The organism is Actinopolyspora mortivallis DSM 44261 (genome assembly GCF_000384035.1).
In the GTDB taxonomy this organism is placed as follows: domain Bacteria; phylum Actinomycetota; class Actinomycetes; order Mycobacteriales; family Pseudonocardiaceae; genus Actinopolyspora; species Actinopolyspora mortivallis.
Genome location: NZ_KB913024.1, coordinates 272,664 through 284,427 on the forward strand (window position 1 = coordinate 272,664; position 11,764 = coordinate 284,427).

An 11,764-nucleotide genomic window follows, 5' to 3' on the forward strand; every position below is an offset into this window, starting at 1 on the left:
CAGCGATGAACGAGCAATCCGCGCACCGTGCCGACGTCTACGTCGATCTCGACGCCGTTCGTCACAACGTGGAGGTGTTGTCCGCACACGCCCGGAGTTCCGGTGCGCGGACGATGGCCGTGGTCAAGGCCGACGGCTACGGGCACGGGGCCGTGGCCACGGCCCGGGCGGCGCTGCGTTCCGGGGCGGACTGGCTGGGGGTGGCTCTGATCTCCGAGGCCCTCCGGCTGCGTGAGTACGGCGTGCGGGCCCCCGTGCTGTGCTGGTTGTACCGCCCGGAGGACGAGATCGCCGCCGCCGTGCGGGCGGAGGTGGACCTGTCGGTGTCCACGGTCGCCCAGCTGCGCGAGGTGGCGCGGGCCGCCGCCTCGGCCGGTGTCACCGCCCGCGTCCACCTCAAGATAGACACCGGCCTGCACCGCAACGGCGCTTCCCCCGAGGATTGGGGGAGACTGGTCGACGAGGCGGCCAAGGCCGCCGCCGACGGGGCCGTGGAGGTCTTCGCGGTCTGGTCGCACCTGGCCTGCGCCGACGAGCCGGGGCATCCCTCGGTCGAGATGCAGGCGCGGCGTTTCCGGGAGGCCTACCTGCGGGCGCTGGAGGCCGGGCTGCGTCCGCTGCGGCACCTGGCGAACTCCGCCGCGCTGCTCACCAGGCCGGATCTGCACTTCGACATGGTGCGGCCCGGCATCGCCCTCTACGGGCTGGACCCGGTTCCGCAGGCGGGTCCCCACGACCTGCGCCCGGCGATGACGTTCCGCTCCACCGTGGTGCTGACCAGACGGATCGCCGCCGGGGAGTCGGTGTCCTACGGCCACTCGTGGACGGCCCCCGAGGAGACCACCGTGGCCCTGGTCCCCGTCGGCTACGCCGACGGTGTTCCCCGGTCCCTGTCCGGACGCATGTCGGTGTGGCTGGGCGGCAAGCGGCGTCCCGTGGTCGGCACGGTGTGCATGGACCAGCTGGTGGTGTGGTGTGGTGACGATCCGGTGCGCGAGGGTGCGGAGGTCGTGCTGTTCGGCCCCGGTGACCGGGGCGAGCCCACCGCGGACGAGTGGGCCCGGGAACTGGGCACGATCCACTACGAGATCGTCACCGGCATGTCCCGGCCTCGGGTGAGCAGGACCGTTTCGGAGGAGGCGTGATGAGGTCCCGGCGGGTGGTGGCCTGGTCGGCCGGGGTGCTCGGCGCGGCCGTCACCGGGGCCGTGATGAGCCTGCTCTCCTACGCCTCGCGTTCGGCTCGCCGGGACGACGGAAGCGGGGATCCCGTGTGGGGGCGAGAACACGCCCGGGAGTCCACGGTCGCCGCCGACGACGGGGTGCCGCTTTCCGTGCTGGAGGTGGGCCCCGCCGACGGCGGAGCGCCCGAGGTGACCGTGGTGCTGGTGCACGGTTACAGCCTGGATTCGCGGTGCTGGCTCTTCCAGTGTGCCGAGCTGCCCGAGCTGGTCGATCCCCGGGTGCGGCTGGTGCTCTACGACCAGCGTGGCCACGGCCGTTCCGGCAGGCCCGCTCGTGGGGGCGGCACCATCGAGCAGTTGGGCGCGGATCTCGACGCGGTGCTGCGCGCCACGGCCGGAAGCGAACCGGTGGTGCTGGTCGGGCACTCCATGGGCGGAATGACGATCATGGCGTTGGCAGAGCAGCGTCCCGAGCTGTTCGGCCCGCGGGTGCGGGCGGTCGCGCTGTTGGCGAGTTCGGCCGGACAGGTGGGGGCCCACGGCCTGCCGAGGCCGTGGCTGTCCAGGCACAACCCGCTGACCGCCGCGCTGGGGGTGTTGGCCGGGTGGCAGCCGGGTCTGGTGGAGCTGGTGCGGCGCGGCGGGGCGCGGGTGACTCGGAACATGGTCCGCGAACTGGCTTTCGGGGACCGGGGGGTGGACGCGGAGCTGGTCGAGCTCACCGAGGAGATGATCTCCGGTACCAGCGTGGAGACCGTGACCGGTTTCCTGGAGACGCTCGGTGCGCACGACCGCAGGGCCGCGTTGGCCGCGCTGCGTTCCTGCGAGGTGCTGGTGCTGGGTGGTGACGCCGACAGGATCACCCCGTTCACGCACTCCGAGACGATGGCGGCCGAGCTTCCCGAGGCCGAACTCGTCCGTGTCGCGGGGGCGGGGCATATGGTGATTCTGGAGCGGGCCGAGCTGGTCACCGCTCGTCTGACAGGTTTGGTGCGGCGCGTGGTGCGCGGCACACGTACGAGTGATTCCGCGGAGAAGGTGAGCGGCAGGTGACTTCCGATTCGGCGGTCTGGACGTTCGAGCTGGCGAGCACCGAGGACACCGAGCGTTTCGGCGCCGCGCTCGGCGCGGTTCTCGGGGCGGGTGACCTCGTGTTGCTGGACGGTCCGCTCGGGGCGGGCAAGACGGCACTCACCCGGGGTTTGGCCAGCGGGATGGGGGTACGGGGGCGGATCACCTCTCCCACGTTCGTGCTGGCCCGCGAACACCACCCCGAGCGCCGGGGCGGCACCACACTGGTGCACGTGGACGCCTACCGGCTCACCTCACTGGCCGAACTCGACGATCTGGACCTGGACACCGAGCTGACCGAGGCGGCCGTGGTGGTCGAGTGGGGTGGGGGTTTCGCCGAGCGGCTGGCCGAGGACCATCTGCTGGTGCGCATCGCGCGTCGCGACGACGAGACACGCGAGGTCACGCTGTGTCCGCAGGGGCGGCGCTGGTTGGACCGGTTGCCGCCGGTCTTCGGGTGAGGTGCGGGGCCGGGAATCGCGTGTTCCCGCGAGACCAGCCCCCTGATCTCGGATGAGCGGTGCGGTGGACACACCTCGTCCGAGATCGAGGGGGAGGGCACAGCGAGAGCGTGCGATCACCGAAGCCGACCGGAGGGCCGGAACACTAGCAGTTCCGCACAGCGGCCACGTTCGCCCAGGAACCGGAGCGGTCGTGGGCTCCTCTGCCGCCGGTGCGGAAGGTGACCTGGCCGTGTTCGTTCAGCATCTCAGCCCGGGCGCCACCCTGCTGGTTGTTGTACCAGGATCCCGTGCTCGTCCAGGGAATGTTGTACACCCCGCATCTGTACATTTCTATTTCCGTGCCGTAGTAGTTCCTTTCGCTGTACGCGCAAAAACGTTTGTAGTTGCAGTGGTGCTGTTTGGAGGAGGCCTCGGAGGAGAGGTTTCGGGGGTGTGGCTCGTTCGGCAGCGCGATTCGGATGGTGGCCCCGTCGAGTTCGACCCGGTTCAACGCGACCTGCTCGCCCCCGTGTTCGGCGAGGTATCTGTCCGCTTCGGCTTGGAGGAATTCGATCTGGTCAGTGGAAAGATCAGCTGCCCGTCCCTGCGCGGCGAAGTCCTGGTTGCTGTCGTGCGGAGCCACCGCGCTCGCTGCGGCGGACTGCGTGCCGGCCACTGTGGCTACCAGCGCGGCCGTGATCGCGAGACATTTCTTGAGCACGAGAATCCTCTTCCTGAGTCGTGTGCCCCTGGCGCGGCACACGTCGTCGTGGTCTGTCCGTTTCGTTCGAATTTCCGAACGCGATCAATTCATGGTCGGGTGTGACAATCGGCGCGCGTGATCCGCTGGTTGATGTCCCCCACGATTGATCAATACCCAGGGTATTGAATATTGTACGGAAAGTGACAACGGCCGAACGGGTGAAACCGGCTGCTCCGTTCCGGTCAGCGCCGCGAAGGTGATTTCGCCTGAGACTGGTCCGCCAGGGGCCGCCTCCGCGTCTGCGGGGAATGCCGTTATGCGTAGCGGACTACCACCCCCATAACGGTTACCTCGAACGTGTGGACGGCGATGAGGGCCAGGCCGAAAGTGGCCGCCTTTCTCGCGTGCCATCCGCCGAGTCGGAGTCCGGCGATGCCGGTCCACCAGCTCAGGCAGTCCAGGGTGGCCAGCAGCGTGTGTGGGCCGAGTCGGATGTGTTCGGGGTGGGCGAGGTTGGGGACCAGGTCAACGAGAATGACCACGGTGACCCAGATGCTGTAGGCGAATCCGGCCACGGCGAGGCCGATTCCGGCGCATTCGCGCAGCAGGATGGTGGTCACCGGCGAGAGTCGGGACATGAGAACTCCTTGCGGTGGGGCTGCCCCCGGCCGGGCCGGGTGCGGCTGCCCGGCCGGGGGTGGTGCCACCTCAGGGGGAGGGGAGCTCAGGTGGCACCGGGTTTGGGGCGGCCCCGCCGTGCCGTGGGGGCGGGGCCGCCGCGCACGCCCGCCGGACTCAGGTGTTCGGGGTGTCGACGGCGGGGGTGCGGGCTCGTTCAGCCCGTGGTGGCGGCCTGGGCTCTGTGGTGGGGGCATTGCAGGGGGGTGTAGGGGTCGACGTGGAGGTATCCCCGCCCGGCGGTGGTGGTCACCGTGGCGGTCACGGGCAGTCCTTTCGCGAGGGCGTGCCGGTCGCGGGCGGCGTCGCGCACCTCGGGCTCGTCGAGGGTCACGTTCCACGGGGTGTGCCAGTGGATCGTGATCGGTGTGACGTTGTGGCGGGTGAGCATGTCGGCGACCCATTCGGCCCCGGCTTCGGGGTCCAACAGCACGGCATCCGGGGTCTCGGTGCGCCGGAGTTTCGGTGTGCTGGGGGACGTAGGTGGGCGTGCCAGTGCAGACCGCGTTCACGCCAGGTGGTGGGCAGGTGTTCGCTCATGGGTGTCCTCGATCGTTCGGGCCGCGCGGTGGTGGCGTCCTAGTTCGGTAGGCTGGTGATTGGTCCCCGGTAGGTACGAGCTACCGGGGGCTCCTTCGTCGGGGTCGGTGGTGGGCCAGTCTGGTTCCGGGTCTGGTTCGTCGGAGGCGAAGCACACCGGTTTCAGGCGGGGCACGCGCGGCGGCAGGTAGCCGACCACGTGCAGGCAGGCATCACAGACCCATCGACCGCCCTCCTCCGGTGGGTCGCTTCCGGCTCGACAGCGGAACGGACCTCGCCGGGCTAGGTGCCCACATAGCGCCCACACTCCGTCCTGCCGGACCTCGGTGTTGGCCGAACACGCATGCCATCGGGATTCATGCGTGCTGGCGAACCATCCCCACCGTCGAGGCTGGCTCCCTGGGTTGACCTCCGGAGCAGACGGCCTAGCAGCAAGACTGTGAACTCGGTTTCGGCCACGATCTCTGCCGCACAGCAGCCGCAGCAGCACCCCGCACACGGCCACGATCACGAGACCTCCCGAAGTGGTGGGGAAGCGGTAACGGCTTCGTCTAGCCCGACCAGCTCCCACAGCCAGGACTCGTAGGAATTCAGCGGACTCGCCAACGGACGATCACTGGCACCGATCAGAAAGCACAGGCATTCCGAGCAGTAGTGATGCCACCCGCCCACCACCCGCACCGGCGGACGTTCGGGTAGCCGGATGCGTGCTCCGCAGAAACAGGCCAGCAGCCCACGCCCAGCCCGAGCACACTCGATACGACGCTGCACCCCGGTGGCGTGGATGACCCAGGAGTCGGTGCCGATGACGAAGCGGCAGCGGGGTTCATCCGGCCACGGCACGGCACATCGCTCGCCTGCGGAAACCAAACTGCTCAGGTCGGGCGGGATCGCCTCAGTGTGATCCTTACTCTGCATTATCAACATCCCGTTGTATGATCGGCCATCTCTTATATGAGATCCTAAATATAGGAATGCAGATTTAGGAATACTTCTTTCGGGTGATCATCAGGATGCGGCGCACTGCTCGATAATGAGCACGTCAGGCACGCGGGGGAGTGCGGACCTCAGGAGGAGCTATGGCGACGAACACCGTCCGGCGGTTGCAACTTGGTAACGAGCTGAGGCATGTGCGCCAGGCCGCAGGATTGGAGCAGGCAGATGCAGCACGCATCCTGGACTGTGCCGTAACCAAGATCAGCCGTCTCGAACTCGGCCAGAGCGGCATAAGCAAGGGAGACCTCTTGCTGCTGCTCGATGAGTACGGCGACACACAGGAGCACAAGGAATGGATGCTCGAGCTGGCTAGGACACGCAGTTCGCGAGGGCGCTGGAGCGGCTACCGGGCTGTGTTCCCTGAGTGGTTCCGCATGTATGTCGATCTGGAGACCGACGCCAGCGAAATCCGGCAAGTGCAAAGCGAGATCGTGCCCGGGATCTTGCAAACGGAGGGGTATATCCGCTCCCTTCACACCACGTCACCACGCCCCGATGATCACGATGTGGACGCGAACATCAAGGCCAGACAAGAACGTCAGGCGATCTTCTCCAGGAACTCTCCGCCCGCCTCGTCGTTCGTCCTGTCTGAGTCATGCCTACGTCGTCAGATCGGGACACCGGACGTGATGCTGGACCAGCTCCGTTACCTGGAGCAGGTGGCCTTGATGGACCATGTGCACCTTCAGGTGATGCCGTTCAGTGCTCAGACATACGCGGCAGCTATCAGTCACGAGTTTACGCTTCTGACTGTGCCTTCTCCGGGGGCGACTCCTGATCTGGAGTTTGTCTACGTGGAGAGCTATGACGACGCTCGGTACCTGGACAGTAAGGAGAGCGTCAGCGAGTACCGTAACCTGTGGGGCCGGGTACAAGCTGCTGCTCTGGGTCCCAAGGAGTCTTTGGACTTTATACGGACAGTAGCGACGCAATATACAACGACCGAATGAGAGGCGCCGATCATGCACCAGCCCGACTTCACGGGGGCGTCCTGGTTCAAAAGCACTCGGAGCACTCAGAACGCCGCTTGCGTCGAGGCTGCTCATGTTCCTGGGTTCACGGGCGTGCGTGACACCAAGGATCGCGACGGCGGTACGCTCGCCATCCCACGCAACCAGTGGGCCGCCTTCCTCGACGCGGTGAAGATCGGCCGCTTCGAGTGAGACCGTAGCGACAGCACGGCGCCCTCGGGAGGTTTCCGGGGGCGCCGTTTCCGTGTCATGCCCCGCGTGTGGCGGGGGCTGATTTTGCCTAAAACTGGCCCGCCTCGCCCGTCGAGCTGAGTTCGTTGCCGAGGTCGGTGGCCAGCCTACGCATCAGCGGGACGACCTCCTCGGTGGAGATCCGCTTCATCCGCGCCTCGGGCCCGCTGATCGAGATCGCCGCGGCGGCCGGGGCGTCGGGGACGGCCACGGCGTAGCAGCGCACCCCGACCTCCTGCTCACCGTCGTCGAGGGCGTAGCCGCGTTCGCGGATGCGGGCGAGCTCCGCACGCATCGTCTCCACGTCGGTGATGGTGCGTTCGGTCTGCGGGTGCATGCCGGTGCGGTTGAGCACCTGGAGGACGCTGTCCTCGGGCATGGTGGCCATCACGGCCTTGCCCACGGCCGTGGCGTGGGCGTCCACGCGCCTGCCCACCTCGGTGAACATGCGCATGGAGTGCTGCGAGGGAACCTGGGAGACGTAGACGATCTGGGCGCCGTCCAGCACGGCCATGTTGGAGGTCTCGCCGGTGGCCTCGGTCAGTTCGGCGAGGTACGGCCGGGCCCAGGACCCGAGGGTGCGGCTGGCGGTCTCCCCCAGCCGGATGAGGCTCGGTCCCAGCGCGTACCGGCGGGAGGGCTGCTGGCGGGCGTACCCCGCCCGGACCAGAGTGCGCATGATGCGGTGAATGGTGGGCAGCGGGAGCGCGGACGCCTCGGCGAGGTCGCTGAGGGCCACCTCGCCTCCCGCGTCGGCCATGAGCTCCAGTAACTCGAAGGTGCGTTCGACCGACTGAACGCCGCCCTGCGTGGGTTTGGCGCGACCGGTTCCCGTGCCGTTCGCGTCCTGTCCAGCCGCCATCCCAGTGTTCCTCTTCCCGTGTGCTGCTCGGCCCTCGTCGGTGAGCCGACTCCCGCCCACCGTACGGCGGTGGACCAGTGTAGCCGTCCGCCGTTCGGCGGATGTCGTACTGACACCGCGCCGCGCGGCGTGCTCCCCGTCCGTGGGCGGGGGTGGTTCAGTTCATCTTGCCCGAAGCGGGATGCGGAAACTAACCTCCACGATGCAAAAAACATAACGGGCGTACCGCGAGCCAGTAGCGAACTTGCTCCGAGGGGTGCGAGAACGCCACCGGCGCGGCAAGCTGTCTCACCAGCCACCGTCTGTAACCCGGCATCAGAAAGAGGTGGACGTCTCATGTCCCAATCGACCCCGGCACAGGGTGTTGAGATCCTCGGCGCTCCCGTGGAACGCGGCGACGAGATCCTCACCCCCGAGGCCCTCGACTTCGTCGCTCGGCTGCAACGTTCCTTCGGCGCGCGGCGCGACGAACTGCTCGCCCGCAGGCAGCAGCGCCGTGACGAGGCCGCCCGTACCGGGAAGCTGGACTTCCTCCCCGAGACCAGCCACATCCGCGAGTCCGACTGGCAGGTGGCCGAGCCGCCCGCCGCGCTGCGGGACCGCAGGGTGGAGATCACCGGCCCCACCGACCGCAAGATGGCCATCAACGCGCTGAACTCCGGGGCCAAGGTCTGGCTGGCCGACCTGGAGGACGCCAACACCCCGCACTGGAGCAACGTCGTCTCCGGCCAGGTCAACCTCTACGACGTGATCCGCAAGCAGATCGAACTGCACTCCAACGGCAAGCAGTACACGCTGCGCGAGGACGTCGAGCACGCGGTGCCGCTGGTGCGTCCCCGGGGCTGGCACTTCGACGAGCGGCACATCCTGGTCGACGGTCAGCCTGCCGTGGCCGCGCTGGTGGACTTCGGGCTGTACTTCTTCCACAACGCCGCCGAGGGCCTGCGGCGCGGCACCGGCCCGTACTTCTATCTGCCCAAGATGGAGAGTCACCTGGAGGCCCGCCTCTGGAACGACGTGTTCGTGCAGGCCCAGCGGGACCTCGGCATCCCCCAGGGGTCGGTGCGCGCCACGGTGCTGATCGAGACGATCCCGGCGGCCTTCGAGATGGAGGAGATCCTCTACGAGCTCAGGGAGCACAGCGCCGGACTCAACGCGGGCCGCTGGGACTACCTGTTCAGCGTGATCAAGACGTTCCGCTCGGCCGGTTCGGAGTTCGTCCTGCCTGACCGCAACAGCGTCACCATGACCGCGCCGTTCATGCGGGCCTACACCGAGCTGCTGGTGCGCACCTGCCACAAGCGGGGTGCGTTCGCCATCGGCGGGATGGCCGCGTTCATCCCCAACCGACGTGACCCCGAGGTCACGGAGAAGGCGCTGGCCAAGATCCACGACGACAAGCGCCGCGAGGCCAACGACGGCTTCGACGGCTCGTGGGTGGCCCACCCGGACACCGTGTCGGTGTGCCGGGAGGAGTTCGACGCGGTGCTCGGGGACAAGCCCAACCAGATCGACCGCAAGCGCGAGGACGTCTCGGTCGGGGCCGCCGACCTGCTGAACACCGCCGAAACCCCCGGCGACAAGACGATCGAGGGGCTGCGTTCGGCCGTGGACGTCGGAGTGCGCTACATCGTGTCCTGGCTCGGAGGCAACGGTGCGGCCGGTATCCACAACATGATGGAGGACGCGGCCACCGCCGAGATCTCGCGTTCGCAGATCTGGCAGTGGCTGCACAACGACATCGTGCTCGCCGACGGCCAGCGGGTCACCAAGGACCTGGTGCGCCAGGTGCTGGGTGACACCGAGAAGCAGCTCCGCGCCGAGGAGGGCTTCCCGACCGAGAACCTCGACCGTGCCGTGGAACTGTTCGAGCGGGTGGCCGTGGCCGAGGAGTTCGTCGACTTCCTGACCCTGCCCGCCTACGAGCAGATCGACTGAGTGTCGTCCGCGGTGGCCGTCCCGCTCGGGCGGCCACCGCTCGTGTGATCCGGTGAGGAGGAGATGTGGCCAGGACTTCGTTGAACCGGGCCGACGTCGACGCGTGTCTGGCTCCGCTGGCCGATGTGGACAGGGTCACGGCGGACCGGTTTCCCGGAGGTTCCGCTGTCAGGCAGCCGGTGCACACCTGCTACGTGCCCGCCGACGGGGTGGAGGCGGACACCGTCCGGGACTGGGGCGAACGGGCCCTGGCCGCACTCGACGAGCACGCAGCCACCCCCGAGCGGATGGCCGAGGTGCTCGACCTGCCGCCCGAACGGGCGAGGGCGATTCACCCCCGGGTGCGGGCCAAGCTGGCCGAGTCGCCGATCGAGGATCTGCGGATCGACTTCGAGGACGGCTACGGCACCCCCGAGGACGCGGTGGAGGACGCCGACGCCGAACGCACCGCCGGAGTGTTCGCCGGGTGGCTGAGGGAGGGAACCGCCCCCGAACACGTCGGCCTCCGGGTGAAGTCCTTCGACTCCCCGAGCCTGCGGGAGCGTTCGGTGCGCACACTGGACGTCTTCCTCACCGAGCTGTTGGCCGCCCACGGCGAGCTGCCCCCGGGGTTCCTGCTGACCTTCCCGAAGGTGGTCGACGTCCGTCAGGTGGAGGCCTTCGTCGGGATCCTGGCGCGCACGGAACGCGCCCTCGGACTGCCCGAACGGTCCCTGCGCTTCGAGATCCAGGTGGAAACGACGCGGTCCATCGTAGACACCGAAGGGAGGCTGGCGCTGCCCCGTTTCCTCGGTGCGGGGGACGACAGGATCACCGGGCTGCACTTCGGAACCTACGACTACACGGCCGGGTGCGGACTGACCGCCGCCCACCAGCACCTGGCGCACCGCGCCTGCGACTTCGCCCGGCACGTCATGCAGGTCTGCACGGCGGGAACCGGGGTGTTCCTGTCCGACGGCTCCACCAACGTGCTGCCTGTCGGCGACGCCGAGCAGGTGCGGCACGGATGGCGGACCCACTACGGGTTGGTGCGGCGCTCGCTGGAACACGGCTTCTACCAGGGGTGGGACCTGCACCCGGCGCAGCTGGTCACGCGCTACGCGGCCGTGTTCGCCGAGTTCCGCGACTCCGCCGACTCCGCCGCCGACCGGCTGGCCGCCTACGCCTCGGCCTCCGGGGGAGCGGTGCTCGACGAACCCGCCACCGCACGGGCCCTGGCGGCCTCGTTCGTGCGGGCGTTGGACAACGGGGCCACCGACGCCGAGGAGGTGGCCGCGATGACCGGGCTGTCCGAGGCGCGACTGCGCGAGCTCGGACGGGTGTAGGACTCCCCGGGAGTCGCGCACGGCACGTCCGCACGGCTTCTCGGCCGTACCCGGCCGGAAGCGCGCCGACCCGCCAGAGACGGGCGGCGTCCGCCGAGTTCGTCGCGGTTCTCCGGTGGGCGCCGCCCATGGACCGGTGGCTCACACGGCCCGGTTCCGGGGGAACCTGCTGCGCTCACGCAGCGCCGCCACGATCTCGGCGGGTGCCTTGTCCGGAGCGCCCGCGTCGTACGGGGGCCGCGGGTCGTACTCGATGCCGAGCTGGACACGTTGGGCGGTCTGCTCACCCACCAGCTCCCCGGCCAGGACCAGCGCCATGTCGATACCGGAGGACACCCCGGCGGCGGTGACGTACTTGCCGTCCACGACCACGCGTTCGCCGCTCGGAGTCACATCCAGGGTGGACAGCTGGTCGAGGGCCAGCCAGTGCGAGGTGGCGGTGCGGCCGGCGAGGACCCCCGCAGCGGCGAGGATCAGCGAACCGGTGCACACCGCGGTCGTCCGGACCGTGGTCTCGTCGACGGCGCGCAACCAGCGGTGCAGCGGGCCCTCGGACATGTGCTCGCTCTGTCCGGGGCCCCCGGGGACCACCACGACGTCCGGACGGCGGACCTGTTCGAGGGTGGCGTCGGCGACCAGCCCGAGTCCGCCTCCTTCGGTGCGCACGGGGCCACTGTCCAGACCGACGAACACGACCTCGGTGTCGGGCAGTCGGGAGAGGACCTCGTACGGCCCGACCGCGTCCAAGGCGGTGAACCGGTCGAACAGCGGGACGGCGACCAGCATCGTGCTCCTTTCCGTGCGGGTTGTTCTCGGAAGCGCT

General features: G+C 68.6%; 13 protein-coding genes. 7 read left to right on the forward strand and 6 right to left on the reverse strand.

What is annotated here, in order from left to right:
* Positions 1-5: 5 nt before the first annotated feature.
* From alr to tsaE, 3 genes are read left to right on the forward strand one after another with little or no spacing between them, the layout of a single operon-like run.
* Entirely contained in the window at positions 6-1,145 is a 1,140-nt protein-coding gene (alr, locus tag ACTMO_RS0101430) for an alanine racemase (RefSeq protein ID WP_019852867.1), read from the forward strand.
* Complete coding sequence (locus ACTMO_RS0101435; protein WP_019852868.1) at positions 1,145-2,236, forward strand: alpha/beta fold hydrolase; 1,092 nt, start codon at positions 1,145-1,147, stop codon at positions 2,234-2,236. The genes alr and ACTMO_RS0101435 overlap by 1 nt, the downstream gene beginning before the upstream one ends.
* Positions 2,233-2,715 carry a tRNA (adenosine(37)-N6)-threonylcarbamoyltransferase complex ATPase subunit type 1 TsaE gene (gene tsaE / locus ACTMO_RS0101440; protein WP_019852869.1) on the forward strand — a complete coding sequence of 161 codons (483 nt, stop codon included), beginning with the start codon at positions 2,233-2,235 and terminating at the stop codon, positions 2,713-2,715. Before ACTMO_RS0101435 ends, tsaE begins: the two co-directional genes overlap by 4 nt.
* Before the next feature lie 145 nt (positions 2,716-2,860).
* On the opposite strand, the gene ACTMO_RS20035 is transcribed toward tsaE, so the two are convergent.
* The 4 genes from ACTMO_RS20035 to ACTMO_RS0101460 form a co-directional block, all read right to left on the reverse strand.
* A complete protein-coding gene (locus ACTMO_RS20035) occupies positions 2,861-3,418 on the reverse strand; it encodes a hypothetical protein (protein WP_019852870.1) in 558 nt (185 codons plus the stop codon).
* 296 nt (positions 3,419-3,714) lie between these two features.
* Positions 3,715-4,038, reverse strand: a complete 324-nt coding sequence (locus ACTMO_RS0101450; RefSeq protein ID WP_019852871.1) for a hypothetical protein — start codon at positions 4,036-4,038, stop codon at positions 3,715-3,717.
* Positions 4,039-4,235: 197 nt separating this feature from the next.
* A complete protein-coding gene (locus ACTMO_RS0101455; protein WP_019852872.1) occupies positions 4,236-4,511 on the reverse strand; it encodes a hypothetical protein in 276 nt (91 codons plus the stop codon).
* 614 nt (positions 4,512-5,125) lie between these two features.
* Positions 5,126-5,461 (reverse strand): hypothetical protein, encoded by a 336-nt coding sequence (locus tag ACTMO_RS0101460; protein WP_019852873.1) that lies wholly within the window; start codon positions 5,459-5,461, stop codon positions 5,126-5,128.
* A gap of 236 nt (positions 5,462-5,697) precedes the next feature.
* Between ACTMO_RS0101460 and ACTMO_RS0101465 the strand changes: the two genes are divergently transcribed.
* Both ACTMO_RS0101465 and ACTMO_RS0101470 read left to right on the forward strand, forming a co-directional pair.
* On the forward strand, positions 5,698-6,564 hold the full coding sequence (locus ACTMO_RS0101465) for a helix-turn-helix domain-containing protein (RefSeq protein WP_019852874.1): 867 nt from the start codon (positions 5,698-5,700) through the stop codon (positions 6,562-6,564).
* A gap of 12 nt (positions 6,565-6,576) precedes the next feature.
* Positions 6,577-6,777 carry a DUF397 domain-containing protein gene (locus ACTMO_RS0101470; protein ID WP_026448759.1) on the forward strand — a complete coding sequence of 67 codons (201 nt, stop codon included), beginning with the start codon at positions 6,577-6,579 and terminating at the stop codon, positions 6,775-6,777.
* Positions 6,778-6,865: 88 nt separating this feature from the next.
* Here the strand turns inward: ACTMO_RS0101470 and ACTMO_RS0101475 are convergent, their stop codons facing one another.
* Positions 6,866-7,678 carry an IclR family transcriptional regulator gene (locus tag ACTMO_RS0101475; protein WP_019852876.1) on the reverse strand — a complete coding sequence of 271 codons (813 nt, stop codon included), beginning with the start codon at positions 7,676-7,678 and terminating at the stop codon, positions 6,866-6,868.
* 336 nt (positions 7,679-8,014) lie between these two features.
* Here ACTMO_RS0101475 and aceB point away from each other — a divergent pair, with 336 nt between their 5' ends.
* Entirely contained in the window at positions 8,015-9,616 is a 1,602-nt protein-coding gene (gene aceB, locus ACTMO_RS0101480) for a malate synthase A (RefSeq protein ID WP_019852877.1), read from the forward strand.
* Between the two features lie 65 nt (positions 9,617-9,681).
* Positions 9,682-10,941, forward strand: coding sequence for a DUF6986 family protein (locus ACTMO_RS0101485; protein ID WP_019852878.1), 1,260 nt, complete (start codon positions 9,682-9,684; stop codon positions 10,939-10,941).
* Positions 10,942-11,082: 141 nt separating this feature from the next.
* Here the strand turns inward: ACTMO_RS0101485 and ACTMO_RS0101490 are convergent, their stop codons facing one another.
* Positions 11,083-11,727, reverse strand: coding sequence for a DJ-1/PfpI family protein (locus ACTMO_RS0101490; protein ID WP_019852879.1), 645 nt, complete (start codon positions 11,725-11,727; stop codon positions 11,083-11,085).
* Between the last annotated feature and the right edge of the window lie 37 nt (positions 11,728-11,764).

Coding starts and splice junctions, on each gene's coding strand:
- alr (WP_019852867.1), top strand. CDS start 6: ATGAACGAGCAATCCGCGCACCGTGCCGACGTCTACGTCGATCTCGAC.
- ACTMO_RS0101435 (WP_019852868.1), top strand. CDS start 1,145: ATGAGGTCCCGGCGGGTGGTGGCCTGGTCGGCCGGGGTGCTCGGCGCG.
- ACTMO_RS0101450 (WP_019852871.1), bottom strand. CDS start 4,038: ATGTCCCGACTCTCGCCGGTGACCACCATCCTGCTGCGCGAATGCGCC.
- ACTMO_RS0101465 (WP_019852874.1), top strand. CDS start 5,698: ATGGCGACGAACACCGTCCGGCGGTTGCAACTTGGTAACGAGCTGAGG.
- ACTMO_RS0101470 (WP_026448759.1), top strand. CDS start 6,577: ATGCACCAGCCCGACTTCACGGGGGCGTCCTGGTTCAAAAGCACTCGG.
- ACTMO_RS0101475 (WP_019852876.1), bottom strand. CDS start 7,678: ATGGCGGCTGGACAGGACGCGAACGGCACGGGAACCGGTCGCGCCAAA.
- aceB (WP_019852877.1), top strand. CDS start 8,015: ATGTCCCAATCGACCCCGGCACAGGGTGTTGAGATCCTCGGCGCTCCC.
- ACTMO_RS0101490 (WP_019852879.1), bottom strand. CDS start 11,727: ATGCTGGTCGCCGTCCCGCTGTTCGACCGGTTCACCGCCTTGGACGCG.